Source organism: Desulfovibrio sp. 86 (assembly GCF_902702915.1).
In the GTDB taxonomy this organism is placed as follows: domain Bacteria; phylum Desulfobacterota; class Desulfovibrionia; order Desulfovibrionales; family Desulfovibrionaceae; genus Desulfovibrio.
The window spans coordinates 795,582-822,198 of the sequence record NZ_LR738849.1 but is presented as its reverse complement, the minus strand read 5'-3'; the positions used below and the strand labels follow the sequence as shown (position 1 = coordinate 822,198).

24 protein-coding genes are annotated in these 26,617 nt (G+C 55.6%); 10 read left to right on the top strand and 14 right to left on the bottom strand.

Annotated features, from left to right (window positions below):
• The first annotated feature begins 36 nt into the window (after positions 1-36).
• A protein-coding gene (locus DESU86_RS03555; RefSeq protein WP_232088246.1) for an IS3 family transposase occupies positions 37-1,232 on the top strand; the annotation gives its coding sequence in 2 pieces (ribosomal slippage) (positions 37-301 and positions 301-1,232; 1,197 coding nt in all).
• Between the two features lie 3 nt (positions 1,233-1,235).
• On the opposite strand, the gene DESU86_RS03550 is transcribed toward DESU86_RS03555, so the two are convergent.
• Positions 1,236-1,928 (bottom strand): transporter substrate-binding domain-containing protein, encoded by a 693-nt coding sequence (locus DESU86_RS03550; protein ID WP_179979788.1) that lies wholly within the window; start codon positions 1,926-1,928, stop codon positions 1,236-1,238.
• A gap of 906 nt (positions 1,929-2,834) precedes the next feature.
• Here DESU86_RS03550 and DESU86_RS03545 point away from each other — a divergent pair.
• Positions 2,835-3,152, top strand: a complete 318-nt coding sequence (locus tag DESU86_RS03545; RefSeq protein ID WP_179979787.1) for a helix-turn-helix domain-containing protein — start codon at positions 2,835-2,837, stop codon at positions 3,150-3,152.
• A gap of 602 nt (positions 3,153-3,754) precedes the next feature.
• On the opposite strand, the gene DESU86_RS03540 is transcribed toward DESU86_RS03545, so the two are convergent.
• Positions 3,755-4,867: a pyridoxal-phosphate-dependent aminotransferase family protein gene (locus DESU86_RS03540; protein WP_179979786.1), complete on the bottom strand. Its 1,113-nt coding sequence runs from the start codon at positions 4,865-4,867 to the stop codon at positions 3,755-3,757.
• Between the two features lie 296 nt (positions 4,868-5,163).
• On the opposite strand from DESU86_RS03540, the gene DESU86_RS03535 reads away from it, so the two are divergent.
• Both DESU86_RS03535 and DESU86_RS03530 read left to right on the top strand, forming a co-directional pair.
• On the top strand, positions 5,164-6,543 hold the full coding sequence (locus tag DESU86_RS03535; RefSeq protein ID WP_179979785.1) for an amino acid permease: 1,380 nt from the start codon (positions 5,164-5,166) through the stop codon (positions 6,541-6,543).
• Between the two features lie 329 nt (positions 6,544-6,872).
• On the top strand, positions 6,873-7,766 hold the full coding sequence (locus tag DESU86_RS03530; protein ID WP_179979784.1) for a DMT family transporter: 894 nt from the start codon (positions 6,873-6,875) through the stop codon (positions 7,764-7,766).
• Between the two features lie 90 nt (positions 7,767-7,856).
• Here DESU86_RS03530 and DESU86_RS03525 read toward each other — a convergent pair whose 3' ends face one another.
• The 9 genes from DESU86_RS03525 to nifH all read right to left on the bottom strand — a co-directional run bounded on the left by DESU86_RS03525 (position 7,857) and on the right by nifH (position 15,780).
• Entirely contained in the window at positions 7,857-9,431 is a 1,575-nt protein-coding gene (locus tag DESU86_RS03525) for a sigma-54-dependent Fis family transcriptional regulator (RefSeq protein WP_232088245.1), read from the bottom strand.
• Between the two features lie 135 nt (positions 9,432-9,566).
• The gene (locus DESU86_RS03520) at positions 9,567-10,034 is read right to left on the bottom strand and encodes a pyridoxamine 5'-phosphate oxidase family protein (RefSeq protein ID WP_179979782.1); all 468 of its coding nucleotides are present in this window, start codon (positions 10,032-10,034) and stop codon (positions 9,567-9,569) included.
• A gap of 87 nt (positions 10,035-10,121) precedes the next feature.
• A complete protein-coding gene (locus DESU86_RS03515) occupies positions 10,122-10,700 on the bottom strand; it encodes a gamma-glutamylcyclotransferase family protein (protein ID WP_179979781.1) in 579 nt (192 codons plus the stop codon).
• A gap of 54 nt (positions 10,701-10,754) precedes the next feature.
• The gene (anfK, locus tag DESU86_RS03510) at positions 10,755-12,143 is read right to left on the bottom strand and encodes a Fe-only nitrogenase subunit beta (protein WP_179979780.1); all 1,389 of its coding nucleotides are present in this window, start codon (positions 12,141-12,143) and stop codon (positions 10,755-10,757) included.
• A gap of 28 nt (positions 12,144-12,171) precedes the next feature.
• Positions 12,172-12,525: a Fe-only nitrogenase subunit delta gene (gene anfG / locus DESU86_RS03505; RefSeq protein WP_179979779.1), complete on the bottom strand. Its 354-nt coding sequence runs from the start codon at positions 12,523-12,525 to the stop codon at positions 12,172-12,174.
• Between the two features lie 15 nt (positions 12,526-12,540).
• The gene (gene anfD / locus DESU86_RS03500) at positions 12,541-14,091 is read right to left on the bottom strand and encodes a nitrogenase iron-iron protein, alpha chain (RefSeq protein WP_179979778.1); all 1,551 of its coding nucleotides are present in this window, start codon (positions 14,089-14,091) and stop codon (positions 12,541-12,543) included.
• A gap of 21 nt (positions 14,092-14,112) precedes the next feature.
• Positions 14,113-14,484 carry a P-II family nitrogen regulator gene (locus tag DESU86_RS03495; RefSeq protein ID WP_179979777.1) on the bottom strand — a complete coding sequence of 124 codons (372 nt, stop codon included), beginning with the start codon at positions 14,482-14,484 and terminating at the stop codon, positions 14,113-14,115.
• Positions 14,485-14,492: 8 nt separating this feature from the next.
• Entirely contained in the window at positions 14,493-14,810 is a 318-nt protein-coding gene (locus tag DESU86_RS03490; RefSeq protein ID WP_179979776.1) for a P-II family nitrogen regulator, read from the bottom strand.
• 142 nt (positions 14,811-14,952) lie between these two features.
• Positions 14,953-15,780: a nitrogenase iron protein gene (gene nifH / locus DESU86_RS03485; protein ID WP_179979775.1), complete on the bottom strand. Its 828-nt coding sequence runs from the start codon at positions 15,778-15,780 to the stop codon at positions 14,953-14,955.
• Positions 15,781-16,375: 595 nt separating this feature from the next.
• Here nifH and DESU86_RS03480 point away from each other — a divergent pair.
• Together DESU86_RS03480 and DESU86_RS03475 are read left to right on the top strand one after the other, a co-directional pair.
• On the top strand, positions 16,376-17,077 hold the full coding sequence (locus DESU86_RS03480) for a Fe-only nitrogenase accessory AnfO family protein (RefSeq protein WP_179979774.1): 702 nt from the start codon (positions 16,376-16,378) through the stop codon (positions 17,075-17,077).
• A gap of 32 nt (positions 17,078-17,109) precedes the next feature.
• Positions 17,110-17,808, top strand: a complete 699-nt coding sequence (locus DESU86_RS03475; protein ID WP_179979773.1) for a glutamine amidotransferase — start codon at positions 17,110-17,112, stop codon at positions 17,806-17,808.
• 370 nt (positions 17,809-18,178) lie between these two features.
• On the opposite strand, the gene DESU86_RS03470 is transcribed toward DESU86_RS03475, so the two are convergent.
• From DESU86_RS03470 to DESU86_RS03460, 3 genes are all read right to left on the bottom strand, one after another.
• Positions 18,179-19,417: an MFS transporter gene (locus tag DESU86_RS03470; protein WP_179979772.1), complete on the bottom strand. Its 1,239-nt coding sequence runs from the start codon at positions 19,415-19,417 to the stop codon at positions 18,179-18,181.
• 142 nt (positions 19,418-19,559) lie between these two features.
• Positions 19,560-21,146 (bottom strand): N-acyl-D-amino-acid deacylase family protein, encoded by a 1,587-nt coding sequence (locus DESU86_RS03465; protein ID WP_179979771.1) that lies wholly within the window; start codon positions 21,144-21,146, stop codon positions 19,560-19,562.
• Between the two features lie 164 nt (positions 21,147-21,310).
• Positions 21,311-22,651 carry a D-serine ammonia-lyase gene (locus tag DESU86_RS03460; RefSeq protein ID WP_179979770.1) on the bottom strand — a complete coding sequence of 447 codons (1,341 nt, stop codon included), beginning with the start codon at positions 22,649-22,651 and terminating at the stop codon, positions 21,311-21,313.
• Positions 22,652-22,781: 130 nt separating this feature from the next.
• Between DESU86_RS03460 and DESU86_RS03455 the strand changes: the two genes are divergently transcribed.
• The 4 genes from DESU86_RS03455 (at position 22,782) to DESU86_RS03440 (ending at position 26,599) form a co-directional block, all read left to right on the top strand.
• Positions 22,782-23,696, top strand: coding sequence for a LysR substrate-binding domain-containing protein (locus DESU86_RS03455; RefSeq protein WP_179979769.1), 915 nt, complete (start codon positions 22,782-22,784; stop codon positions 23,694-23,696).
• A 448-nt stretch (positions 23,697-24,144) separates the two neighbouring features.
• Positions 24,145-25,383: a tyrosine-type recombinase/integrase gene (locus DESU86_RS03450; protein WP_179979768.1), complete on the top strand. Its 1,239-nt coding sequence runs from the start codon at positions 24,145-24,147 to the stop codon at positions 25,381-25,383.
• Between the two features lie 318 nt (positions 25,384-25,701).
• Complete coding sequence (locus DESU86_RS03445) at positions 25,702-25,929, top strand: hypothetical protein (RefSeq protein WP_179979767.1); 228 nt, start codon at positions 25,702-25,704, stop codon at positions 25,927-25,929.
• 208 nt (positions 25,930-26,137) lie between these two features.
• Positions 26,138-26,599 carry a hypothetical protein gene (locus tag DESU86_RS03440; protein WP_179979766.1) on the top strand — a complete coding sequence of 154 codons (462 nt, stop codon included), beginning with the start codon at positions 26,138-26,140 and terminating at the stop codon, positions 26,597-26,599.
• Positions 26,600-26,617: the final 18 nt, after the last annotated feature.

Sequence of the window (26,617 nt, the reverse complement as noted above, 5' to 3'; positions counted from 1 at the left end):
AAAGTTAGTGTATGGTGTGGGCACGGAGGGCTTGCAATGGGTCGCAAAAACTTCACAGCAGAGCAGATTATCTTCAAGCTACGCGAGGTCGAGGTGCTAGTGGGACAAGGCGAGAGCATCGCCATGGCCTGCCGAAAGATAGCCGTGACGGAGCAAACCTACTACCGTTGGCGCAAGGAATACGGTGGCATGGGAACGGATCAGCTCAAGCGGTTGAAAGAGCTTGAAAAGGAAAATGCCAGACTGCGGCGGGCAGTGGCCGATCTGAGTCTTGAGAAAATTATTTTGGCGGAGGCGGCAAAGGGAAACTTTTGAGCCCCGCTCGTCGCCGCCAATGTGCGGAGCATGTTCGTGAGCAGACCGGGAGCAGCGAGCGTAAAATATGCGCTGTTCTTGGGCAAAACCGGACAACGCAGCGGTACACGTCTTCTGTCCGTGAATTTTCAGTGCTGGTGCGCCAGGCGGTGATCAACTACGCTTCGGAGTATGGCCGGTACGGATACAGGGCGATAACCGATCTTTTGCGGATGGACGGGTGGGGTATCAGCTACAACCGCGTAGAGCGGATTTGGAAACAGGAAGGCTTGAAGGTTCCGGCAAAACAGCGCCCACGAAAACGGCTGTGGTTGAATGACGGTTCCTGCGTTCGTCTCCGCCCGGAGTGGAAAAACCATGTCTGGGCTTATGACTTCGTGCATTGCCGTACCGTTAATGGCAAAGCCTTCCGGGTATTGGTGGTCATTGACGAATACAGCCGTGAATGCTTGGCCTTGCATGTGGCTCGTACGATTCGTGCCGAGCAGGTCATGCATGTCTTGGCGGATTTGTTTTTGACCCATGGCCGACCGGACAATATTCGTTCGGACAACGGCCCGGAATTCGTGGCATTAGCCTTGAAAAAGTGGTTGGCGGAACTATCGGTACAGACTCAATACATTGAGCCGGGAAGCCCTTGGGAAAACGGCTACTGCGAAAGCTTTAACGGAAAATTGCGCGACAAGCTGCTGGACGGCGAGCTGTTTATGACGCTACAAGAGGCTGAAATTGTTATTGAGAACTGGCGTAGGCATTACAATCACCGCCGGCCGCATCGTTCCCTGGGAGGCCAACCGCCAGCACCTCTGACGTTTTTTGCCCCTCCCATGGGAGGGGCAATGGGGTCGCTCTCGCCTCCCACTGAGTTGTTGTGTATACGGATGGCAGAAGAAGCGCCGCAAAGCGCTTGCCACTAACTTTTAGCCTGGTACAAAAAACCGGGGCCGGTCAATTTCGGGCTTGCGCTTGTTGACGGCAATGTAAAAAGGTTCTGGCGAAAATTGTGCGATAACGCGAAAGGGATTGTTTTTGCCAAGGTTGGTGATGCCCACGCCGTCCAGTTCCTTGTCGCGCAGGGCTTGCAGCATGCTTTGCATGTCGATGTAAGGCACCAGCGTCAAGTTCAGGTTGCGATCGCGCATAAAGGCTTCAAGGGCGGGGACGTTCTTGGTGTTGGCCAGAACGCCCACGCGCATGCCGTCCAACGCGGCATAGTCTTCAAAGGTATAGCGCGCGTCATCGTCTCTGACGCTGATGGTCATGAAGGAATTGGCAAGAGGCAGGTTGGGAAAGAGCATCTTTTCGGCGCGTTCTGGCGTAAAAAAGGTGCAGGGCAAAAGGTCTATCTGGTCGTTTTCAAGCATTTCCAGGCTGCGGGTCCAGTTGCCGCAGTCCACAACTTTGTAACGCATGCCAGTGGTTCGGGAAATTTCTTGCAGAAACTCAAAGATGAGCCCCTGGTACTGGCCACTGCGGGCACGAAACATGTAGTCGCCGAATTCAAAAAAACCCACGCGCATAGCCTCTTCCTGGGCGTGGGCGCGCGGGCAGACGCTCGAGTAAAGCAGAATTGAGAGAACCAGCAAAAGGATCCTGAACTGAAACATCTTCATGCGCGCTTTCCTCAGGTTTCGCAGATCATAGGGAAGCGTTTGTCCGATGCCACAGAAGCATACCACCCGCATAGTGGGTTTTGAGCTAGCGGGGGAACTACCCTGTATATAGTATAGTCTATGTTCTCTGGGGGCGCCAGCGATTGGGGCAACAATTACGTAAATCACATCACCCTGGACCAACATTCGCTGCGTGGAGAAAAAGAGGCGGGAATTTGGCTCGCAGTAATGGATTGGTGACAAATGATGGATTACTCTACATTTATTGGATTGTTGAAGCAAGTATCAATTGACCATTACGGACAATTTGTGCCGGGGCTGTGTCCCCGGGTAAGAAATGTGTCTATAATTTATTGATATATAAAAATAAATTTGTTTTTAAATGTGCCGTTAACTCGCTAACCGATAATAGTGGCTATTCTTTTTTTGGGTTTCAAAGGCTCTTGAAAATAAAGAAAAATGTTTAACAATATTTTTATATGATAGTATGTAGTTACCAATTTTGTTATCTATGTGGCGCAGTAAAGTTATTGCTAATGATTTATGTTTAATTTTTACTTTCAATAAACATAACTACAAATCGTTTAATAATGTTGTGCAACTTACAATTGTGTTATTGAATGTCTATATGCATGCACTAATGTTAATAGTGTATAATGTATATTTGTGTTGCATCATATGTAGAGTGGATGTCTATTTATTTATAAACCTATTTGAGGTGGGGGGTATAAATGTTTTTTAAAGCAGAATGACAGGAATATAGGGGGTATGAATATGTGGAAAAAAGAATTGTGCGGCGATTGTTGCTTAAAAAAGAAACCGGAAAAAAAGAAAGTGAACTATAGTACTCAATTTATGAGTACTATAGCACATGCTCATCGGCAAAATTTGGTGTAATTGATACTCATGAAAGTATATCCATACCTTTCGAGCGCCATTGCCAGGGTGATTGAGGTGTTGCGGGCAGAGCGCGGCATGACCAAGTCGTCTCTGGCTGACTTTGCCTGCCTTGAGAGACGCTATTTGCGAGACATTGAACGGGAGTTGAAAAAGCCGACCGTCAATGCCATCTATTCCATTTGCGAAGCTTTGCGAGTTCAGCCGGAGGATTTTTTCAGGCGCGTTTCAGAAGAGATTGAAAAAAAGAAAAACAGTGAGCGCCGCGCCGCCTCCATCAGCAAGGCCATGACGGTTAAGGCAGAGAGCAACGAAGAAAAGGTTTGAGCGCTGGCGCTGTGACGCCTTGAGACTTCGATGCGCCGCAAGCGTTGACGCTCACCTGAAGACGTGATCACATATTAGGAAACGCTGATGTATTCCGTTTGGCGGACTTGCTTCACTTTTTTGAAACAGTCGAGGACGGAAGAGTCGACTCCTGCTTCAAAAAAAGATCGCGCCTTGCCAAACGAAATACCTGCGCGTTTCCAGGAGGCCCTTAAATGAGTGCTTCCTTTACTCTGCCCGCGAAGTCTTGCATCACCCGCTGGCTGAACGCTCTTGCCAGCAGGTAGGCAGCACGGCGCAGGCTCCATCCGGCGCGCCGCTCAAACCCCGTATAATGGCAACAGGTGTGCCTGCATCTGCGCCTGCAGCCTGCTCTTCGCAATCGTTGTCGCCATTGGCAGGCATGCCATGGCAGCGGCGGCGTTGATCCCATTTCGCGCGTTTGCGCTCAATGTCTGCGGGCGTCTGGCGTGTAGCCGTGCGGAAAAACAGGCGCTGACGCGTTTACGGCATGGCCCTTCCACCAACGGCCCGGATTTTTTTGAACGTAGTATGAATGCGGGCGGCAGCCTTGACCGCCGCCCGCAGGGATGGTCGGGATATTATTTGCCCATGCAGGCACGAATGGCCGCGAGCAGCTTGTCAATGGCTTCAGGCCGCGCGCCTTCGCCCATGACGCCCACACGAAGCACCTTGCCAGCCAGGGCGCCCAGCCCGCCAGCCACTTCGATTTTATGCTTTTCGCGCAGGCAGCCCTTCAGCGCGTTGGGGTCCACGCCGGCGGGCGGTACAAAGAGGTTCACCTGCGGGGCCGCGCCTTCCTTGACATAGAGGCTGAAGCCCAGGGCAGCGAGGCCGTCCACCAGGCGTTGGTGCATGGCCTTGTGGCGCGCGAATGCCGCGTCCAGCCCTTCGGTCAGCAGGTTGTCCAGGGCCTGGTGCAGGCCGTAGTACATGTTTATGGGCGCGGTGTGGTGGTACACACGCGGGGAGCCTTCCCAGTATTTGCGGATAAGCGACACGTCCAGATACCAGTTGGGCACCTTGGTCTTGCGTTTGGCCATGGCGTCCATGGCAGCCTCGGAGAACGACGCGGGCGCAAGGCCGGGGGGGACGGAAAGGCATTTTTGCGACCCGCTGTAAAAGGCATCGACGCCCCAGTTGTCCACCTGCACGTCCACGCCGCCAAGTCCGGCCACGCTGTCCACGAGATACAGGGTGTCGCTGCCCTTGACGAGTTCGCCCAATTCGGCCACAGGGTTGTTCACGCCCGTGGATGTCTCGGCATGCACCACGGCCAGAATCTTGTAATGCTTTTTCGCCAGTTGCGCCTTGACGTCCTGCACCTTGACGGGCGTGCCCCAGGGGCTTTCCACCACGTCCACTTCTGCTCCAAGCCGCGAGGCCACTTCCACCATGCGGGAACTGAATACGCCGTTATTGATCACAAGCACGGCGTCGCCAGGCTCGATCAGGTTGACGAAGCACGTTTCCATACCGGCCGAGCCTGTGCCGGAAATGGGAAAGGTAACGTCGTTGCCGGTTTTGCACACGGCCCGCAACTGCCCCTGAATGGCATCCATAACCTTGATGCAGTCGGGGTCGAGGTGCCCAAGGGTGGGCAGGCTCATGGCCTGCAGGACGTTGGAGGCAACGGGGCTGGGGCCGGGGGCCATCAGCAGAACATGGTCAAGCGTTCCCAAAACGGTACTCATGGCGATCTCCTCTGGTTGACGAAAGCTGTTCGTTTTGACGTAGTATGCGCCCATTTTCTGCGGTATTGGCCGCAGTGCTGCAATTTTTATTAAAAAATTTATTATTCCAAAAAATTTTACGATACTGGCGCGCATCTGTCCAGTGTGGCGGCGGACTTTTTACATGCCGCCAAAAAAATCGGCAGGCCCAAAGCCGTTTCGAAGGCGTTGGAGGCGTTGCACCGGGGCCAGCCGTCTTTTCAAAAGTTCGGAATGCTGCTATGGCTTCCCGAATCATTATAACCTAAGGGCCAGGTATGAAAAAAGACACACAAGAACTACACCGTGCCTTAAAAAACAGGCACATCCAGCTGATTGCCCTTGGCGGAGCCATTGGTACAGGCCTTTTTCTCGGATCTGCGGGCACGATTCAAATGGCCGGTCCTGCCGTTATTCTCAGCTATGCCATCGGCGGGTTTATCGCTTTTCTCATCATGCGCCAGCTTGGCGAAATGATGGCGCAGGAGCCTGTGGCCGGGTCTTTCAGCAATCTTGCCTACAAGTACTGGGGCGAATTCCCCGGTCTGCTCTCCGGTTGGAACTACTGGATACTGTACGTGTTGGTGGGCATGTCGGAACTCACTGCCGTGGCCGTGTACGTGCAGTACTGGTTTCCGGGCATTGAGCCGTGGCAGACCACGGCTTTTTTCTTTCTTCTCATCAATGGCATCAACCTTGCCCAGGTGAGCGTTTTTGGCGAGATGGAGTTCTGGTTCGCCTCCATCAAGGTTGCGGCCATTGTTGCCATGATTGCCCTTGGCACCTTTCTTCTGGTGTCCGGCAACGCAGGGCCCGACGCCAGCGTCAGCAACCTTTGGGAATACGGCGGCTTTTTTGCCAGAGGCTGGGGCGGCGTCTTCACTTCTCTGGCCGTGGTGAGCTTTTCCTTTGGCGGGCTTGAGCTTGTGGGCATTGCCGCCGCAGAAACGGCCAATCCGCAAAAAACCATCCCCAAGGCCGTCAACCAGCTTATCTACCGCATTCTCATCTTCTACATCGGCGCGCTCACCGTGCTGCTGACCCTGCATCCCTGGAACAAGCTTGGCGCTCCAGTGGACAAGAGCCGCTGGGCCGAAGCCATGGTGGCCAGCCCCTTTGTGCAGATTTTTGATCTTATCGGCGTTCCCTCGGCGGCGCATGTGCTTAACTTTGTGGTGCTGACCGCGGCGCTGTCCGTGTATAACAGTTGCGTGTACTGCAACAGCCGCATGCTTTACGGGCTGGCGCTTCAGGGCAACGCGCCCAAGGCGCTGGCCCAAGTCAGCGCCAGGGGCGTGCCGGTTCCCGCGCTTATGATATCCTCGGGCGCAACGCTGTTGTGCGTGCTGCTGAACTATTTTATGCCCGCCCAGGCCCTTGGCATGCTTATGGCGCTGGTGGTGGCGGCCCTTGTCATCAACTGGGCCATGATCAGCCTTACGCACATAAAGTTTCGGGCCGCCAAGGTAAAGGCCGGTGAAAAGATCGTGTTCAAAGCCTTCTGGTTTCCGCTGTCCAATTATCTCTGCCTGCTTTTCATGGCCGTGGTGCTTGTGGTGCTGACGCAGATCGGCATGGCAGGCTCGGTGGAGGCGGTGCCGGTGTGGCTGATTCTTGTGTGGCTTGGGTACAAGGCGAAGAAAAAATACAATTTGTGATACGCCCGCTTTCGTGAGCCAGTGACGTCACGAAAGGCATGTCCCGGCCATGTTCTGGCCGCAGAAAGGGAACCGGTTTTACCGGTTCCCTTTTGTACTGCCACAAGCTACAGTGCCCTGGCCGGAGTCGGATTTGTAATGCGGCCTCAATGTGTTGCGCCGCAATCGTCCGGCGATTTTTTGTGTTTTATTGCGTACCGCAATGGCAGTTACGCCGACCATCTGGCAATTGGGGTCGGCAGAAAACTGCGCTGCACGTTGTCAGACATGGCCTGGGCATAATGCTTTTTGCCCCAGCCTTGCTCACGAGGGGTCAGGTATTTTCCATCATGCGGGATAAAAGATTTTTTCAGCTCAGCCAGGGCGAATGGGCGCTGGTTGGCGTAACTATGATCTGGGGCACGACGTTTCTTATTATACGCAACGCTCTGGACGTTACCGGCCCCCTGTTTTTTGTGGGCCTGCGTTTTGGATCGGCGGCTCTGGCGCTTCTGGCCATTTCTTTGCCCATTCTGCGCGGACTTACCCTGCACGAGCTTTTTGCCGGATTCCTCATAGGGCTTTCGCTGCTGGGCGGCTATGCCTTGCAGTCGTATGGACTTGTGACCATCTCTGCCAGCAAATCAGCATTTATAACGGCTTTTTATGTGCCTGCCGTGCCTGTTTTACAATGGCTGTTCATGCGGCACCGCCCAAGCGCCATGGCATGGCTTGGCGTGGGTTGCGCCCTGGTGGGGCTGATTTTGCTGGCCGGGCCTGACGGCGTTTCGCTTGGCTTCGGCGCCGGCGAGATGCTCACGCTCCTGGGAGCCGTGGCCTGCGCTCTTGAGATTCTGTTCATCGGCTACTTTGCTGGGTCGGTCAATGTGCGCAGGGTCACTGTTGTACAGGTGACCGTTACCTCGATACTGAGTTTCAGCCTTATGCCCATTGTGGGTGAGCCTGTGCCGGGGTTTTCCTGGCTGCTCGTGTGCAGCGCCTGCGGGCTTGGGGTTGCCACAGCCCTCATCCAGCTGGTCATGAACTGGGCGCAAAAAACCATTTCGCCCACCCGCGCCACCCTCATTTATGCCGGAGAACCCGTATGGGCGGCCATTTTCGGGCGCATGGCCGGTGAGCGCCTGCCCTTGCTGAGCCTTGTGGGCGGGGCGCTTGTGGTGGCCGGCGTGCTCATCAGCAGCGCGCGGCCGCGCCGGGGAAAGAAGGAAAAGGCAGCTTCGTAGTTTTGCCAGGCATGCCAGCTGAAAAAACGGTGTTGAGCCGAGGGGCTGACCATGGCCTGGGTGTTTCGCCCGGCAACACGGTCTGACGCCTTACCCGCCCTCGCGGAACTGCTTGTAGTTCAGATTGAAGCGCTTCATGCGCAGGCCCATGGTGCGTCGCGTAAGCCCCAGGGCTTCGGCGGCCTTGCTCATATTGCCCTGGCATCTGCGCAGGGTTTCCACCAGCATGTCGTATTCGATGGACGCCAGCCTGTTTTCCAGATTGGGGGGCTGCCCCTTGCCGGGGGACGTTTGCGGGTGCAATGCCAGGGGCAGGTCGTGGGCGTGAAGAATCTCGCCTTCAGCCAGGATCACGGCGCGGTGGATGACGTTCTCAAGTTCGCGCACGTTGCCTGGCCAGTTGTGCCGCACCAGCAGATTCATGGCTGATGTGGAAATGCCCGTGATGTTTTTTTCCGCCTCCTTGGCATAATAGTTCATGAAGTGCTCCGCCAGGGCCACCACATCGTCTCCGCGCTGACGCAGCGGAGGAATCATTACGGGAAAGACATTCAGGCGGTAGTACAGATCTTCGCGAAACGTGCCCTGCGTCACCATTTCGGCAAGGTCGCGGTTGGTGGCGGCGATGATGCGGATGTCAACGGCAATGCTGCGGTTGCCGCCCACACGCTCGAACTGGCGCTCTTGCAGCAATCGCAGCAGCTTGGCCTGCACGGCCAGCGACAGTTCGCCCACTTCGTCCAGAAAAATGGTGCCGCCGTCAGCATCTTCAAAGCGTCCCTTGCGAAAGCTGGCCCCTGTGAAAGAGCCTTTTTCATGCCCGAAAAGCTCGCTTTCCACGATGCTTTCGGGCAGGGCGGCGCAGTTGCATTTGATAAAGGGGCCGCCGGGCCGCAGCCCGCCATAGTGCAGGGCGTTGGCCACCATTTCTTTGCCCACGCCGCTTTCGCCCAGCAGAAGTACCGTCACCTTGGTGGGTGAAGCCTTGTGGATGAGTTCATACACCTCCTGCATGGGGCGGGAAATGCCGATCATGTTGTCGGGATGAAAACGCTCCTTCAACTGGCTGAGCAGCAGGCGGGTACGCTTTTCCCATTCCACACGGTCAATGTTTTCCACAAGATACAGCTCAACGGCATGGGCCAGCATCTGCGCCATGACGCTCAGGACGTTCACATGTTTGCGCAGCGCAGCATCGCTCTGGTACAGGCGGCTGGCGCTGATGGCTCCCAAAACCTTGGGGCCCAGGTGGATGGGCACGCAGATGAAGGACATGTCCTTGTCGCTGTCCAGCATGATGGTTCCGGTGCGGTTGAGAAAATCCGGTTCGCTGCCGATGCGCCGCAGCACGATGGGCGTCGCGTTTTCCACAACCTTGCCGGTGATGCCCTCGCCAACGTGGTACACGCCTCTGTCCTGTTCCGAGGGGGTCATGCCCGTGCAGCGGTAGGCAAAAACATGTCCTGATTCCCTGTGCAACAGGTTTATGGCGGCGCGCTGCATGCCCATATGCCGCCGCATGTAAGACAGCAGGCTGTCCAGAGCCGCCACAACGTCGTTCTGCTCGGAAAGCAGTTTGCCGACCCGCAGGAGCAGGGTGATGATTTTACCCCTGCATTCGTCGGCCTCACACTGAAGCTCTGCGTCATAGAGTTCGACACGCATGAAAAACCGAACCATCTTTCAGGGTACATGAGCGGTCGCGCGGTTTTGGCCTCACATGGCCTTGTTCACGCCCGCGCCGTCCGCAAGCCGGTTCTGTAGGGAACCTCTTTTTATCCGTGTATCCTTGCCCCAGAACTAGGCATAGTACTTCCCGGTAATTTCAATAATGGTGATTTCGACCACGGCCGTCATTTGCAGCATGTTCGCGGGGAAGCTCGCGCCGCTGTGCTGCGGCGTATACTTGGCGACAATGGCGTCAAGCGCGCGGGTTTTCAGGTCAAGAGCCTCCACCGTCGCGGCCCTGCCCGTGATGATGACGCTCCGATAGGCCGTATTGGTGTCGCACGGGGCATCTGCCTGGATGTAGCTGTGCTCGCCCGCAACCTCAAAACAGACTTTGGGGTCGGCGGCAAGGTTCGCGAGCTTGCGCCCCCTGGCAAGGCCGTGAAAATATATGCTGTCGCCAAGACGGACAAAGTGGACGGGCGTTACATAGGGAAAGCCCTTTTCATCCACTGTGCCAAGATGCCCCACTGGGGCCTTGTCCAGAAGGGCCACGATCTGATCCGCCGTGAGCTGGTGTTCCTTCATGCGCGCCTGCATGCGCTCTCCTTTGAAGTGCTGAACGGTTGTCATTGCTGTGTCTTTGCCTGAAGGGGCGCGCCGGGCAGAGGGCCAGACCGTCTGGTCTTACCCGGCGCACTCATGGCAGGTAGCTTCCACAAGCACGCCGTGCAACTGTTTTGCCTCGCGTGGGACGTCATAGCGCGCGGGCGTGCTTTCCATCTTTTCCAGAATTTGCAGATACCGGGGAGGCAGGCTGCGCATGCGGGCCGCCTCCAGAATGAATGCCATATGCTCGCTGCTGGGCGGCACAGGCGTGCCGAGCACGTCCTTTTTGTACAGCACTGCCGCATGCTCTTCGCCAGCGCCATCGCGCACAAGCACAGGATAATGAAAATAGGCCCCGCCGCCGTCCAGCCGCGCACTGCACCACAGGTCAAGGCTGAGGCTGTCGCCGAAGCCCAGTTCATACAAGACTCCCCAAACCTCGCGGCCCTGGGCCGGAACGACGGTTGCCATGCCGCCGTCCCAAACCCTGTTGCGACCGTGAAACGCCAGCTTGTGATCCGCCAGGCAGGCGGTGCAGACCGCGCGGGGCGCGGCGCAACGCGTGCTGATCTGGGCGGGATGCATATTGGAACCATAGGCGAAGTAGTACTGCCTGTCCTTGCGCCCGTATCGGTCAAAGCTGGCGGTGATATCCATAACTGCATGTCCGTGTTGAGGGTGATTGTCTGAAGGCAGGCACACTGCGAACAGCTACCAGACGTTCAGTATCCATTCCTTGTTCTTTTTGTATTCCATATCGGTAAACAGGGTGTTGGCCATATTTTCCGCAAGCCAGGCGGCTCCGGCGTATCCCATGACGGGGTAACGGTAGAGGCCGGCACGGTCATAGGTGGGAAAGCCCACGCGCAGCATGGGCACATTGTTGTCTATGGCGGCCCAGCGCCCCTTGGAGTGGCCGAGTATGAGATCCAGTTCCACTTCGCCACGCTTGAGGCGGCCGTCCAGATCCCAGAGGTCGGCGTTGGTGACGATCTGCATGTCAAAGTCCACATTGTCCTTCATTTCCTTGAGGCGCGGGTCTTCGGCATAGTGCGGGTTGTCGTCGCCAAGCAGAATCAGGACGGGCTTCATTTCCAGATCAAGGCAGAACTGGGCCAGGCCGATGACCAGATCGGGATTGCCGTAGATGGCCACCTTTTTGTCCGCCAGGAACATATGGGTGAGGTCAGCAAGGGCATCCATGGCTATGCCGCGTTCGTGCACCAGAGCCTGCGTGATGGGCTTGCCCGTGAGCTTTTGCACGTTTTTCAAAAAAACGTCCGTATTGCGGATGCCTATGGGCGTGGGGCCTATGACGGTGGGCAGGTCGAACTCTTTTTCAAGGTACTTTGCCGCCCTGCCTGTTTCGTACCGGGCCAGGGCGATGGTTCCCACGGCATTGGCGGTTCCCTTGAGATCCGCAATGGTGGTGCTGCCGTGGGATTTGCCCGTGCCGTCGGGCAACAGGGGCGAGTCGAAACTTTCAATTTCCAGAAGCACGGTGGCGTCCACGTCCATCAGGCTGAGCAGGTGCTTGAGCTCCTTGACGTCACCGGGGTTCACCCATCCGGTAAGGAGGTTGAGCTTGCCGTTGGGTTCGCCCTTTTCGGCGAAGTGCGTCACAAAATCCCGCAGCGCGATGTCGTAACCGCTGATCATGCTGCCCACAAAGCTTGGCGTATGTATTGCGATGAGGTGCACCTCACGGTCCGCATATTTTTCCTTGAGCAGGCCGTTGTTAAGCTTGGTCACCACGCCATCGATGTCGTCGCCGATGATTTCCGTGGAACAGGTGGAGATGATGGGCACGACCTTCACGTCCGGATAACGCATAAGCAGCACGTCCACAGCTTCTTCCACCCTGTTGGTGGCCCCGAAGACCGCGCCGTCTTCATGCACGGAGGAGGACGCCACTTCGAAGTTGTCCTTGAAGTGCTGGGCGAATAGCAGGCGCACGAACATGACGCAGCCCTGACCGCCGTGGACAATGCCGATGCAGTCCTTGACGCCGATGCTGACATACTGCGCGCCGCAGGGTTGACAGGTGAAAATGGGGTTGATGACCCCTGACCGTTCTTTTTCCATTATTTCGCAAGACATGGCTCACCTCTTCTGCTTGGACTGGTACTCAGTACTTGGGATCTGTCAGTTCCTGGTTCAGTGAACCGTGAATAGTCAGAAAATCCAGTCTCTTTTTGGCATCCGTCATGAACAGGCGAATGTCGTCGTTGTTCATGTCTGCCAGTTCGGGGTTTTCTCCGATCAGGCCCCGGGCCATCATGACAGCATCAACCCAGTAGCAGCGGTTTTCGGGGGTTTGAACGTCGGGTTGCTCGCCGCAGAGTATCTGCGTGGTCTGGGTCATGATGCCCGCGTTCTGCCGCTCCCTGTCCCAGGCCCGTGAGTGGAACTGCCACAGGCATTTGCGCATGATGTAGTCGATGACTTTTTCCACATAGTGATCGTTTGTTTGGGCTCCCATGTCTCTGCTCCTGCTCTACACGGCCTGTGAAAGAGGTTCGGGGTAGGGCGGGTATTCCTTGCTGCGCAACGGGGTCACGCAGTCGTACTTGCCCGTATACTGGCGTTCGCCATTCTCGTCCTTGATATCCGGGCCGGATATCAGCCTCTGGGTCATGAACCCGCGATCCAGCGGGAAGTCGTCCTTGCTGATATCAATGCCGGACAGCTGGTGAATGGGCGAATACACGGCATTGTATATGTCGCGGGCAAACCGCACCCAGCCTTCAAATCCTTTCCACGGGCCGTTGTGGTAGGCGTGGGCGTTCAGATACGGCACGCGGATTTTTTTGGCGACCTCGCCGGGGCGCACGCCGGTGAAGATGATGTCCGGCTTCCACTGTTCCATTGCCTCCAGGCCTTCAAGTTCGTTGGGATCGTCGATGGCGAGGGTTCCCGGCTTGACGCGGGCTATGCCCTTTTCAAAGTCGCCCTGGTGGCCGAACTTGGAGTAGATGGAAACCACGTTCAGGCCCATTTCCTTTTCTATGATGTGGGCCCAGTGCCACAGCTTGGAACCGCCGGGCCACAGGCAGACCTTGATGCCCTTGAGCCGCTTGGCGTACCAGTCCAGTTCGGGCTTCCAGCGGGCTGTCTCTTCGTCGATGATGGCCTGGGCTTCTTTTTCCAGCCCGAAGAAAAGCCCGATTTTGAGCAGGGATTCGCTGATCATCTCATAACCGAAGCCGTCGATATCCAACCGGGGGATGCCGTAACGGGTGCGCAGTTCGTTGCAGATGTATTCTGCCGAGCGGGCGCACTCCAGCACGTTGAGCTGGGCTTTGTGCATGCCGCGCAGATCGTCGTAGCGGCCGTTGCCCGTGAAGACCGAAAGCACCTGAATGCCCATGCGGCGGAAGTAGTCGCACATGACTTCCACATCGCCCTGGATGTTGTAGTCGCCCACATAGTTGATCACGTAGCGGCTGGTGATTTCCGGCTCATAGGTGCCGACTTTCTGGTTGATCCAGGCGATGTTGATCTTGTGGTGCCCGCCGGACTGGCTGGGGCCGGCGAAGCCGGGCGAGTTGCACACAAAAATGTCCACATCGGGCATTTCTTCCATAATTTCCTGGGCCAGGGCGTTGATGTCGTCGCCGATAAGGGCCGAGGCGCAGGTCTGGTAGATGGTCATGCGCTTGATGTGCGGGAAGGCCTTGAAAGCCTCGACAATACTGTTGCGCAACTGGTCTTCGGCGCCGAAGACCACGTGCTTTTCCTTCATGTCCGATGCAAACGTGTACTTGAGCTGGAAGTTGCCGTCGTCGCTGATGTACCTTTTGGTCTGCCATGTGTCGTAGGTGCATCCCACGGGGCCGTGGCAGAGATGGATAACGTCCTTCATGGGCGTGCCGATAACGTGCTTGGCCCCGCAGAAGGCGCACCCGCGTTCGGAAATGGTGCCGGGAATGGTGTTCAGATAGCCCAGCGGCAGGCAGGAGGACAGGTCTTCGTTTTCGCCCTTGACCACGGCGTGCATCTTGCGATCGGGTATGCATTCACTGCACTTGAAGAGATGGTATGGCATGGGATGTTCCTTGCTGTGAGCTTACAGGATGGCGGCCTGGCCCGTTTCGCCCGTGCGAACCCGCAGAGCGTCTTCCACAGGACAGACGATGACCTTGCCGTCGCCGATGTCCCCGGTCTGGTTTACCTTGATGATGGTGTTCAAAACCTTGTTGAGCATTTCGGCGGGAACCACGATGGAAAGCAGTCGTTTGGGCACATAGGGCATGCCCTTGAAGCTGCCCAGCCCCCGCACTATGGGGCTGATTTCCACAGCGACCTCGTTGGCGATCCCCTTTTGCTTGCCGCGCCCGAAAACGGCCACGACGCTCATGCTCGGGAAGCCCAGGCGGTCCAGTGCCCGTTTTGTGGCTGTGACCTTGTTGGGCCGTATGATGGCGATTATTTCCTTCATGTCGCCTCCTAGACGCCTTCCTGGCCGGTGCGGATGGTGAAGACGGTGTCCACAGGGGAGACGAAAACCTTGCCGTCGCCAAAGCTGCCTGTCTTGGCCTGCTTTTGCACCACCTCCAGCACCTGGGGAACGTGTTCGTCCTCTACCACGAGCATAAGCAGGTTCTTGGGCAACTCGTCATAGTGTACATTGCCGCTGTCTATGCCTTTCTGCTTGCCGCGGCCGAAGGCCTGTATCTTGGTCAGGGCCACAAAGCCCGAAGCGGCGAGGGCATCCACCACAAGTTCCGTGCTCTCCGGTCGTATGACAGCTCGTACCATTTTCATGTGGCGCTCCTTTATAGAATTTTGCACTTGAAACAGTCGCTTTACGGCGGGCAACGCGCGCCTGCGCCTGTTTCGTGGCAAGGATTTGTACGCAAATCCTTGCAGAACAATTGACTCATTTCATTCGTAAATTGCCCTAGGGTTAGTCGCTGATGCCGTATTTCACGACCATGGCTTCAAGCTGGTCCATGGTCAGGGGCTGCGGGATGACAAAATTCTTGTTGTTGATGATTTTTTCGCCCAGCATGCTGTATTCCTGGGCCTGATTGACGGAATCGTCGAATTCCGTGACGGTTTTTTTGTTGAATTCCGCCTTCTGCACGATGTTGTCGCGGGGGACGAAGTGGATCATCTGCGTGCCGATGGATGCGGTGAACTCTTCAAGAAATTCTTTTTCCTTGTCCACGTTTCTGCTGTTGCAGATGATGCCGCCGAGGCGCACGCCGCTCTGCTTGGCATACTTGAGAAGCCCCTTGCAGATGTTGTTGGCGGCGTAGATGGCCATCATTTCACCAGAAGCCACGATGTAGACTTCCTGGGCCTTGCCGTCGCGTATGGGCATGGCAAAGCCGCCGCACACCACGTCGCCCAGAACGTCAAAGAACACAAAGTCCAGATCGTCCGTGTACGCGCCCTGATTTTCCATAAGGTCAATGGCCGTGATGACGCCGCGTCCCGCACAGCCAACGCCGGGTTCGGGGCCGCCGGATTCCACGCAGAGGATGTCCTTGAAGCCCTTCTTCACGACCTTGTCCAGGGTGACCTTTTCAGCGCCCAGGGCACGCAGGGTGTCCATAAGCGTTTCCTGCGGCTTGCCGCCGAGAATGAGGCGGGTGGAGTCGGCCTTGGGGTCGCAGCCGTGGATGAAGATCTTCTTGTTGTGAAAATGGGCCATGGCGGCCGCAGTGTTCTGAGTGGTGGTGGACTTGCCGATGCCGCCCTTGCCGTAAATAGCGATTTTGCGAGGCATAAGCGTTCTCCCGCCGGGTTCCGGCTGTTTGAGGCAGGGGCCAGGTTTGGCCCTGTCGTTGTTTGCAGCCGTAATTGCATCGGGTATGCCAGAGGTGGTTGTTGTATATAACTATATTGATTAAATGTATTTTTTATAAAAGGACTCGTGCCTCTGTGTACTGAAGCGTACACATCACGTAAATTCGTACATAGTTGTACAAAGTGCATTAAAAATAATAAATTACAGTATGTTATATGTTCACTCTTTTTTACAGAAACGGTATCTCCCCGTTGGGGCTATCTTATAAATTACTAAAATATAAGTATATTTTTTAACGGCGGTTCAGCGCGGCCTGAACGTGGACGTGGCTGTTTGTGCGCCTGGGTACACATTTTCTGTGTGCGGCCCACAGGTAGGGCAGGCGGGAGGTGAAAACAGCTGTTGTATGGCAGGGGAGCCGGGCCAGGGGCGGATTTCTCCAAAGCTTGTCTGAAAGCGCACGGTTTTTGCAATTCTGCCTGCCAGACATTGTCGTATGGCCGGGGCACTAGCGCCAAGGTGCAGAAGTGCCCGGCCGTAGGCATGCGTAGACAGGCAAAAAGCGGGAGGCTTTATGACCACGTTGCTCGATGGAGGCAGAATTGCAGTCTTTATGGATGGGGCCGGAGAGCTTGCGGCTCCCCCCACTGCCAGTGTTGTGTCAGTGTACGCCAGAGGTGAAGACGGATGGCAGCCGGAGAGCGAAACCGGTTTCGCCCTGACTGGTAAGGAGAGCATCGGCGGCCTGCGCGAAAAGCTGGACCATCTGGTGCGGACGCTGGGCGCTTGCCGCATACTGGTGGGCACGGACGACAATGGAGCCCTGTACGGCATGCTGGATGCCCTTGGCTTCAACATCTGCATTATGGACAGGTTTGACGTTCTGGCCCTGGAGGCTGTGCGCGGCAGTGTTCTGAATGCCCTGCGCAACCCGGCCGCGCCTTCGTCGCGACCATCTGCCAGCACGCCGCGCGAGATAGCGCCAGGGCGTTTTTTTCTCGATATGGTGGAGGCCAAGGAGGTTGACCCCCTGTTCACCTCACGGGAGGCTCTTCTGGTCTTCTTTGAAAAAAAACCTTTTATCCAGTTGCAGGTTCGCTGCGATCATCCGCCGCGCTGGCTGGACAGCTTTGCGCTGCTGACCGGGCTTGAGACCAGCAGGGAGACTCTGGAGTCCGGCCTTACCCTGCTTACCGTAAACCATCCGGCAGGACGCGATCACGCCACGCTCACAGGGCAAAAATGGTTTGACGCGGGGGGGTGTTCTTGTGGATAACGGGGCTGTAACGTACTGCCTGTGAGGGAAATATGAAACGTTGTGTTGCCGTGCAGCATGTGGCTTTTGAGCATTTGGGCGTTTTTGAACAGCCTTTGAGAGAGGCCGGCTATGACGTGACCTACGTGCAGGCCGGGGTGAGCCCCATGACCAGCGATTTGTGGAAGGATGCGGATCTGGCCGTGGTCCTGGGCGGCCCCATTGGCGTGGGCGAAGAAGACATCTATCCCTTCCTGCTTGACGAAAGGGCCATGGTGGCGGAGCGGCTGGCCTCGGGCAAGCCCTTGCTGGGCATTTGCCTTGGGGCGCAGATTATGGCCGCCGCTCTTGGCGCAAAGGTCTATGCCGGGCCGAAAAAAGAAATAGGCTGGGGCACGGTGGACGTGACCGCAGCGGGGCTGCGCGGACCTCTGGCGGAGCTTGCCGATGCCCCTGTGCTCCACTGGCACGGCGACACGTTTGACGTCCCGGCAGGATGCGAACTGCTAGCCGCAACGCCTTTGACGCCGCATCAGGCATTTTCCTGCGGGCGCGGCCAGCTTGGTCTGCAATTTCATGCGGAAATGGACGCAAGGCTTATGGATACCTGGCTTATCGGCCATTGCTGCGAACTGGCCCAGACCGGCAACGACCCCCGTGCCATACGGGCGGACGCGCTGCGATTGGGAGAAGCCGCCCGCACGGCGGGGCAGAAGTTCATACGGCGCTGGCTGGCTGAAGAGCTTGCCTGAGGCGCGGCCTTTCGGAACAGCGTTTTTTCGTTGCCATGGCTCTGACGGCAACGGGAGCAGGCGTTGGGCGGGGATATGTTGCCCTGTTTGTCCGGGTTCCCAGCCTCGTTAACAGCGCTCGCGTCTTCGCAAACGCACCCGTGCCATGACGCATGGGCACAAAATAAAACCAGCACCATTCCTGCGGGAATGGTGCTGGTTTTTCCGGTCTGGCCCTGCATCACGGGAGCAGCAGCAGGCAGCCGGATTTCAGCGGATGGATTGCCGGAATATTTGTGCTGTCAGTCAGGCCTCGCACTGTGAATCTGCTTCTGGCAGCGTACCTTTCAACGTCGCCCTGGGCCCAGAGCAATTTCACTTTGAAAACGCTCTAGTGATCGGTAGCCTTCCTGATGCGCGTTGAGAGAAGTGCGGCTATGGCGAGGCAGCCCACAAAGAGATTGAAGACGATGGTGTAGTTGTTGCCAGTTACCGAAAGTATGTAGCCCACCAGCAGGGGTGACAGGAACCCCGCGATCTGCCCGGCCGTATTGACCACGCCAGCTGCGGAACCAACCATTTCCTTGGGCATGACGGCCACAGGCAGGGTGAAGATGGCTGAAAGGCCTATGGTGATGAAGAAGAAGCCCACCATCTGCGCGGCAATGGCAAGATTGCCCGAAGGCGCAATGGCCGTGAGGTAGACGAAAACAGCCCCGATGACGGCCCCGATCACAACGGGCATTTGCCGGGCATTGCGAAAGAACTTGTCTGAAATGTGGCCGCTGAGATAAAAGCCGATGGTTCCCATAAAGAAGGGCAGTGAGGCCCCCACGCCCATTTGTGAAAGGCTGAAACCGCGCGATTTGAGCAGGTATGTGGGCAGCCAGCTTGCAATGCCCCAGAAGGCGATGTTGTAGAAGAACAGCGTGAAGAAGCACCACCATACAATGGGCATCCTGACCACATCGCCAATGCCGCGCTTGTGCGTGACGGCGGGTGCGGCGGCTTCGTCCTCTTCGTAATCAGCCAGTTCTTCCTTGCTCATATGCTTGCTTTGCTGCGGCGTGTTGGACACAAAAAACCACACCAGCAAGGCAATGATAACACCGGGGAAAAGCAGGCTCAAAAACACGCTGCGCCAGCCCCAGGCCGCCACCACGCCAGCCACGAACAGCGGAGCCAGGGCGGGTCCGAGCGAATTGGTGGTCAGCATGAAGCCATTGGCCCGCCCGACTTCTTTTTTGGGAAACCATGCCGCGATGGTTTTAAATGCAGCCGGAGGAAAGACGCCTTCGCCAAGACCAAAGGCCACGCGGATGAGAATCAGCGGGTTCAGGCTTTTGGCAATAGCCGTCATGGCCGTGAAGACGGACCACCAGGCAATGCCAAAGGCCATGACCGGGCGCGAACCAAAGCGGTCGGCCAGAATGCCGCCGGGAATTTGCAATATGGCGTAACTGAAGAAAAAGGCGCTCATGACGCCGCCCATTTCAAGGGTGGTCAGGCCGAATTCATCCGCGATAAAGGGGATGGCCGTGGCCATGACCATACGGTCCATGTAGCAGAGCAAATAGGTCATGAACATGATGACCAGCACGGTGTACCGGTATTTCCATCTCTTGGGCATGGAGCACTCCTCGTAGGTGTCTGTTGACGTTGCCTTTACATCCTCTATCCAGTCCTCGCGCCTTCCGGCTCTTCCGCCCCCGGAAAAGCTGGAAAGCCCTTTGTGAGCTGGGCGACGAAGCGATCTTCGCCGCCTTCCCCCGTCAGCGCGCCCGGTAAACCCGGCCGGACGCCGCGCCGGTATATATATTGTCCGTCATGGCTATGCGCCCGTTGACGATGACGTGCCGTATGCCCTGATTGGGCGCGTAGCTGTCCTTGATGAAGTCGGCCGTGTCCGTGACCGTTGCCGCGTCAAAGAGCACAATGTCCGCGTCATAGCCTTCCAGCAGCAGCCCCTTGCGGGCCAGACGCATGCGCCGGGCGGGCAGGGAGGTCATCTTGCGCACGGCTTCGTCAAGGCGCAGCACGCCCTTTTCGCGCACATAGCGCCCCAGTACTCTGGGCATGGTGCCCATGATGCGCGGGTGCGTCTTTTTGCCGCCGGGCACATAGATGCCGTCAGAACCGAACATGCCGTTGATATTGCGCATGACCGTGGCGATATCCTCATCAGATATGCTGAAGTACACGGCCACCACATCCAGATTATTGTCCGCCAGCAGCTGGAAGGCGGCGTCCATAGGTTCAAGGCCACGCGCGGCGGCGTATTCCGACACGCGGATGCCCACGGCCTCAGGGGTGGCGTCGGCCTTGATGACAAGGGTTCTGTCCATGCCCACGTTGCGGGCGTAGTTGTCCCAAATTTCTGTGGGATTCATGATGGCGTGCCGCGCCTGATCGCGAAATTCCGGCGTGCGCAGATTGCTGACAAGCTCGGCCTGGTCGCTCAGCAGATAGCTTGGCGGCAGAATGGTGTTGAGGCCGGTGCAGTTGGCGTTGTAGGGGTACTGGTCAAAGCCCACGGCCACGCCCTGAGCATTGGCTTCTTCAATAAGGCCAAGGGTGGTATTGACCTTGCCCCAGTTGGAAAGCCCCAGCGCCTTGTGATGCGAAATGTTGACAAAACAGCCCGAAAACCGCGCCAGGTCGATGGCTTCTTTCACCGATTCCACAACCCCGTCCGCTTCGTCGCGGATGTGGATGGTCATGATGCGGTCGTAGTCGCGCAAAACGCGGCACAGTGTCACAAGCTCGTCCTGAGAGGCGATGTTTCCCGGAGGGTAGAGCATGCCCACAGACATGCCCACGGCCCCGCTTTGCAGGGCTTCGCGCAGCATGCCGCACATGGTGTCCAGCTCTTTAACCGTTGCGGGGCGGTTTTCCATGCCCGTGACGGCGATACGCAAGGCCCCGTGCCCTACCTGATAGGCCAGGTTGATGGCGTGGGGGCGCGCTTCCATGGCGCGCAAAAAATCATCAAAGGTCACAAAATCCTTGAGGTTTTTTGGCGGAGTGAGCAGCGCCATGGCAGCGGCCAGTTCGGCCGTGTGGTCGGGCGAAACCGGGGCCAGGCTCAGCCCGCAGTTGCCGGAAACGTCCGTGGTTACACCCTGCGAAAGTTTGGCATGGGTTTCTTCATCGGTGAGGGCATAGCCTTCGTCATGTCCGTGAGGATCAATGAATCCCGGCGTGCAGAAGAGTCCGGCGGCGTCAATGGTTTGGGCCGCATCGCCCTCCACACGGCCCATGGCCACAATGCGCCCGTCCTGTACGGCCACATCGCCCGGTTGCCAGGGGTTGCCCGTTCCATCAAGAATGCGGGCGTTTTTTATCAGGATATCCAGCATACGCACCTCCAGGTTAGAGCAATTAACACTTGAAATACTCGCTTACGGCAGGCAAAAGCCTGCCTGCTCGCATTTCGTGACAAGGGTTTTCAAGAAAATCCTTGCAGAGCAGTTGACTCATTTCATTCGAAATCTGCTCCAGTGTCAGAAAAGCATGGTGAGATTCAGTACGGCGTCGCCTCGGCAGCGCATTTTTCTCCCATGGCCAGATATGTTTGCCGTTCCTGTTCGGGCACAAGGCTGCCGCCCGTGCACCAGACAAGATGTGTGCCTTGCGCCGCATGGGGATGCGGGCCAAAGCCGCCGCGCGCCACGTGACGCACACCGGGAAAACCGGCCAGGGCTGAAGGTTCGAGAAAGATGCCCTCTGTCTGGAACAGATGGTGCAAAAGCAGGTAAAGGGTTTCGTCACGCATGGTGTACAGCCCGCTCACAAGGGAGCGCATGGCGCGGCACACCAGGGCTGAAGGCCGCGAAACGGCAAGGCCGTCGGCGGCGGTTTTGCCCGGCAGGCCCAGATCCTGGCCGGAAATGGCGTCGTCACGCCCGGTAATGAGGCCCAGAATGACGGCAGGGGCCTGGGTTGGTTCCGCAAAATAGCAGGAAACCGCATCGCCGAAAGCCAGTTTGAGGCCAAAGGTCACGCCGCCAGGGCCGCCGCCCACGCCGCAGGGCAGATAGACGCACAGGGGATGCTCCGCATCGGGGCGGATGCCCGCGTCCTTGAGCTGCTGCTTGAGGCGAAGCCCGGCCACCGCATAACCAAGAAAGAGATCGCGCGAGCTTTCATCATCCACAAAGTGGCAGAAGGGATCAGTGGCCGCCAGGGCGCGCCCGGCCGCCACGGCCTTGCTGTAGTCTTCGGGATATTCCACCACGGTGACGCCGCGCTGGCGCAAAAGGTCCTTTTTCCACTGGCGGGCGTCACCCGACATGTGCACGGTGGTTTTAAAGCCCAGAGCCGCGCCCATAAGGCCCACCGAAAGTCCAAGGTTGCCCGTGGAGCCCACAGCCAGCGAATATTTGCCAAAGGCCTCCTTGGCAGCGGGCGTGGCAAGCGTGCTGTAACAGTCGCCGGGCTTGAGGATGCCGTTTTTCAGGGCAAGGCGTTCCGCCAGGGCCATCACTTCGTAAAATCCGCCTCGCGCCTTGATGGAGCCGGATACCGGCAACTGGCTGTCCAGCTTGAGAAAAAGCCTGCCCTGCAGGGGGAGGCTCCACAGTTCTTCCAGCCGCGCCCGCATGGCGGGCGCTTCACGCACGGGAGATTCAATGATGCCGCCACGTGCGGCAGTTTCAGGAAAGACCTGGGCAATGTAGGGCGCGAAACGCTCAAGTCTGGTCATGGCGTCCAGCGCGTCTTCAAGCCCAAAGGGATTGTCGGCCGCGGCTTCGGCAAAGGGGCGCAGTCCGGGATTTGTCCAGCACACGGGTTCCCCTGCAGCCATCTGGCGCAGCAGGGGATATTCTTGTATCAAATTTTCTAATGTGTTATATGAGCTCATGGGGGGATGCTCCAAAAAGGTTTTGCATGTGACACACGCGGGTATAATTCTACCTGTTTATGCACCTTGGTGTATTTCTGTGATGACGACAAACGAAAATCTTTCACGTATGCATTAGGAAAACTAATCCATGGACATGTCCGTACTGCTGGACGTCATGCCAGCCGTGCCCTTTTTTCTGTCGGCGGCGCGACATCTGAGTTTCACCAGGGCTGCAGCGGATCTGTGCGTCACCCAGGGCGCTGTGAGCCACCGCATCCGCCAGCTTGAAGAAGCGCTTGGCTTTCCGCTCTTCCACCGCTTCCCGCGCAGGCTCACGCTGACGGGCGAGGGCGAGCGCCTGTATGATATTTTGCAAAGACCTGTGTGGGATCTTGAGAATGAAATACGCCGGATACGCCATCTGGGCCTGACGGGCACGCTTATGGTGCACTGTCCTCCGTCTCTGGCAGGAACATGGCTTGTACCGAGGCTCTCCGGCTTCAGGGCGCAGCACCCTGGTGTGGAAGTGCATTTACGCTGCCGCAATGATCTGGTGGATTTTGAAACGGATTCGGTGGATATCGCCATTTTTTATGGCGACGTGCCTGATTCGCGTCTGCATGTCATTCCCCTGATGCAGGAATTTGTGCTGCCTGTGTGCTCGCCGGAATATGCCAGGGCCATGCAGTTGCCCGAAAAAGGCAAGGACGGCCTCAAGGAATGCCTGCTGCTGCACGACAACACGCCCTGGCCCAACAGCCAGTATTATGACGAGTGGCAGCGCTGGGCCGAGAAGTGCGGTGTTACGGGGTTGAACGTTCAGAGCGGCTACAGCTTTGACAGGTCGGAACTGGCGGCCATGGCTGCGGAAAACGGCCTGGGCGTCGCCCTTGGGCGAAAGCAGCTTGTCAGCGCGGCACTGGCGGCGGGAAGGCTGGTGGCCCCGTTCGGGGAGGAACTGCTGTCCACGCAAAGCTATCATTTGGCCTTGCGCCGTGAAGATGTGCACCGCCCGCGCATTGTCGGTTTTGTGAACTGGCTGCAAAGCATGACCGGCGCGTAGTGCGGGCGTTGGCTGGAGGTGGTCGCAGGGGGAACGGGCGTTTTGTGAAAATGCGGGCTGACGCGCTTTTCTCGCGTGCTTTGGGCACGAACCGTGTGCAGGTTGCCTTCACTGCCACATGGGCGGGGAGCGCCAGCCCTATGCCGGGAATGCATGAGGATTCATGTGCACAAAAGAAAACGGGTCACTGCCGAGGCAGTGACCCGTAACTTTCGTGGAGCCCTTGAGCAGGATTGAACTGCTGACCTCATCCTTACCAAGGATAAAATTATAACTTTGAGATACTTCATGATGTGTAATCGTTCATCATAAATTTAACAATAATGTCTTGCTATAACAAGTGTCTTGCTAGTAAATTTTTCATCACTCATCACCACTCCGCATGACATTTGAAATAAGAAAGCGGGGCTATAGCGGGGCTAAAATTTAGACAGGTAGGATCTTAAATATGGCTGAGGCCACTAAGAGTAATCATCCTGGGGTTAGGTATAGAGACAGTAAAACTCGTAAAAATGGAATCAAACCGGATCGTTATTTTTTTATCCGCTACAAACTTAATGGCAAAGATAAGGAAGAAGGGGTTGGTTGGGCCTCTGAAAAAGTATCCGCAGCCACTGCGGCGGGGCTACTCGCCATCATCAAAAACAATATCAAAACTGGTAAGCGACCACAGTCCTTGGCTGACATGCGACAGATGGAAAACGAAGCCCGCCAAGCCGAAGAACTTGAAGCACAGGCTGCTCACCGCACCCATATCACGCTAGCTGAATTTTGGGATTCCGATTACTTGCCTTCGTGCGTTGGAAAACATCCCAGAACCATTGCCTTTGAAAAAAGTATGGCTGGTAAGTGGATTTTCCCCATTATCGGATCGATTTCTTTACAGAAAATCACGACTAACATGGTGGAAGATGTCATATTGAAGGCCACAGAACAAGGTAAAAGCCCAGCCACTATGGCCAAAATCCTTGGAATCATTTCACAGGTCTGGAATCATGCCGCATCTCGAGGTCTCGTTTCTGGGAATTCTCCAACGAAACGGGTAAAGCTTCCCAAGAAAGACAATCGACGAATGCGTTTCCTTACGCCTGATGAGGCATGTGCATTGCTGAGCGCACTGCGTGGTCGTTCTCTTGATATGCACGATATGGCGCTGCTTTCTCTTTTTTGCGGTCTACGTGCTGGGGAAGTGCATGCTCTTACGTGGTCTGATATCGATTTTATTAACGGCACCATTTATATAAGAGACACAAAAAATAATAAAAATCGTCACGCATTTATGGGCGAAGAAGTGCGCAGAATGCTGATAGGTAGACTTCCTGAATCAGAAAGAAAACTACAGTATGTCTTTCCTGGTAAGGATGGTCTTGTGCGTAAATGGGTCTCAGATACGTTTGAACGTACAGTACGAGACTTAGGCCTCAACAACTCAGGAGAATTACGACCTCTAGCCGATGGAACACAAGTTCCTATTGAAATTTCTGACTCCCGCCAGAGAGTAGTCTTTCACAGCCTTCGCCATACGTTTGCTTCATGGTTGGTGCAAAAGGGTACGCCTCTTTATACCGTTGCTAAGCTAATGGGACATAGCACGTTGGAAATGACCGAGAGGTATAGTCATCTTGCTCCTGATACGCTTCAAAGAGCAGCATTAAGCTTAGAAGGCGTGTTACCTCAATCAGAATGACCCCTTTTCAAAAAAGTTGCCAAAAAGCCGTCGGATGCCGACGGCTTTTTTTTTGCTCGCCCCTGAACACACACTCGCCGCAAAAAATACAAAAAAAGTTTAAGAAAAAATTAAGAATAGTCATTTTAAAAATTGAATAATTGTAGCCTGTTAGCTTTCTGAATTTTTGAATTTTGAATAGTATTTTTTTAAGATTAATCAATAATATCATTAAGTTGTAGACAAATTTTTTACAGGCTATATGTTAGCCGCAAGAGCAAGTAGCGCTCTGCATCATAAATTTTGATCGTATTGGGCGATTATGAGGAGGTAATTTCGATGGGAGAAAAAGCAGTAGAAAATTTTTGGAAGGAACTTGAGGGCGCGCTTCCACCGATCTTTGCGCGCCGTGACGTGCCCAAATATTGCGGGACGTTGATTACGCCTGGCGGGTTGGCCAATTTGGATTCAAAGGGGCAAGGGCCAAGTGGAAAAATTAGGATTGGCAAATATGCTGGCTACGAAAGAACCGCATTCATAGCTTGGCTTCGCAGTCGTGTGCGTTAATTTTGCTCCTAAGAGAGGGCCGCAGGAGTGCGATTGTCTATTTGGGGTATGGGATCAAACTTTGAAGTAAATGAGGGTGAAATGTTAGTAAAATGAACTAATGCTAGTTAGTTTTCGTAGGAATTATTGATTAATTTAAAATATTGATGGGCTGAATATGCACTGTTTATCAGTAGTATCAGTCAATATCTAAAAAAAGGTGACTATTATGCTTGATATCTGCAGTCTCGTAAATGGAAGCTCTTCTCCGGATGTAATGTCATCTCCCAACGATATAGGGGTAAGCGATTTCAATGAGATTAGTAGCAATGCACAGGTCACCCGTGCATGCGAAAAAACCGGCAATAATTGCGTGGGAGTTAAGCGAAGTCGGCGTACCGCTCAACAAATGGAAGAGTTAAAAACAAAAATAGCAGAGGACCATAATGCTGGTGTGCCATTCGCCGCAGTAATGCATAAATATAACCTTCGCAAGGATTTTCTAATAAAAATCTATTTTTCTCTACAAATGGAAGGGCAACTGTGCGAGGTGTCACAAAAATACGAAGTTATAAATACACCTCAGGAACTAAAAAAAGTCATGAACAAGTTTGGCATAGCCAATTCTGAGTATCTTCGTGTTGAGCCGGATGTTCAGAATGGAAAGATCATCGTTATGGAATACAAATAATTTATTTGAGCAGCGAGT

What these genes read in the sequence shown, in the direction of transcription:
- DESU86_RS03550 (WP_179979788.1), bottom strand. Translation starts at nt 1,928, where the DNA reads ATGAAGATGTTTCAGTTCAGGATCCTTTTGCTGGTTCTCTCAATTCTG.
- DESU86_RS03545 (WP_179979787.1), top strand. Translation starts at nt 2,835, where the DNA reads ATGAAAGTATATCCATACCTTTCGAGCGCCATTGCCAGGGTGATTGAG.
- DESU86_RS03540 (WP_179979786.1), bottom strand. Translation starts at nt 4,867, where the DNA reads ATGAGTACCGTTTTGGGAACGCTTGACCATGTTCTGCTGATGGCCCCC.
- DESU86_RS03535 (WP_179979785.1), top strand. Translation starts at nt 5,164, where the DNA reads ATGAAAAAAGACACACAAGAACTACACCGTGCCTTAAAAAACAGGCAC.
- DESU86_RS03530 (WP_179979784.1), top strand. Translation starts at nt 6,873, where the DNA reads ATGCGGGATAAAAGATTTTTTCAGCTCAGCCAGGGCGAATGGGCGCTG.
- DESU86_RS03525 (WP_232088245.1), bottom strand. Translation starts at nt 9,431, where the DNA reads ATGCGTGTCGAACTCTATGACGCAGAGCTTCAGTGTGAGGCCGACGAA.
- DESU86_RS03520 (WP_179979782.1), bottom strand. Translation starts at nt 10,034, where the DNA reads ATGCAGGCGCGCATGAAGGAACACCAGCTCACGGCGGATCAGATCGTG.
- DESU86_RS03515 (WP_179979781.1), bottom strand. Translation starts at nt 10,700, where the DNA reads ATGGATATCACCGCCAGCTTTGACCGATACGGGCGCAAGGACAGGCAG.
- anfK (WP_179979780.1), bottom strand. Translation starts at nt 12,143, where the DNA reads ATGTCTTGCGAAATAATGGAAAAAGAACGGTCAGGGGTCATCAACCCC.
- anfG (WP_179979779.1), bottom strand. Translation starts at nt 12,525, where the DNA reads ATGGGAGCCCAAACAAACGATCACTATGTGGAAAAAGTCATCGACTAC.
- anfD (WP_179979778.1), bottom strand. Translation starts at nt 14,091, where the DNA reads ATGCCATACCATCTCTTCAAGTGCAGTGAATGCATACCCGATCGCAAG.
- DESU86_RS03495 (WP_179979777.1), bottom strand. Translation starts at nt 14,484, where the DNA reads ATGAAGGAAATAATCGCCATCATACGGCCCAACAAGGTCACAGCCACA.
- DESU86_RS03490 (WP_179979776.1), bottom strand. Translation starts at nt 14,810, where the DNA reads ATGAAAATGGTACGAGCTGTCATACGACCGGAGAGCACGGAACTTGTG.
- nifH (WP_179979775.1), bottom strand. Translation starts at nt 15,780, where the DNA reads ATGCCTCGCAAAATCGCTATTTACGGCAAGGGCGGCATCGGCAAGTCC.
- DESU86_RS03480 (WP_179979774.1), top strand. Translation starts at nt 16,376, where the DNA reads ATGACCACGTTGCTCGATGGAGGCAGAATTGCAGTCTTTATGGATGGG.
- DESU86_RS03475 (WP_179979773.1), top strand. Translation starts at nt 17,110, where the DNA reads ATGAAACGTTGTGTTGCCGTGCAGCATGTGGCTTTTGAGCATTTGGGC.
- DESU86_RS03470 (WP_179979772.1), bottom strand. Translation starts at nt 19,417, where the DNA reads ATGCCCAAGAGATGGAAATACCGGTACACCGTGCTGGTCATCATGTTC.
- DESU86_RS03465 (WP_179979771.1), bottom strand. Translation starts at nt 21,146, where the DNA reads ATGCTGGATATCCTGATAAAAAACGCCCGCATTCTTGATGGAACGGGC.
- DESU86_RS03460 (WP_179979770.1), bottom strand. Translation starts at nt 22,651, where the DNA reads ATGAGCTCATATAACACATTAGAAAATTTGATACAAGAATATCCCCTG.
- DESU86_RS03455 (WP_179979769.1), top strand. Translation starts at nt 22,782, where the DNA reads ATGGACATGTCCGTACTGCTGGACGTCATGCCAGCCGTGCCCTTTTTT.
- DESU86_RS03450 (WP_179979768.1), top strand. Translation starts at nt 24,145, where the DNA reads ATGGCTGAGGCCACTAAGAGTAATCATCCTGGGGTTAGGTATAGAGAC.
- DESU86_RS03445 (WP_179979767.1), top strand. Translation starts at nt 25,702, where the DNA reads ATGGGAGAAAAAGCAGTAGAAAATTTTTGGAAGGAACTTGAGGGCGCG.
- DESU86_RS03440 (WP_179979766.1), top strand. Translation starts at nt 26,138, where the DNA reads ATGCTTGATATCTGCAGTCTCGTAAATGGAAGCTCTTCTCCGGATGTA.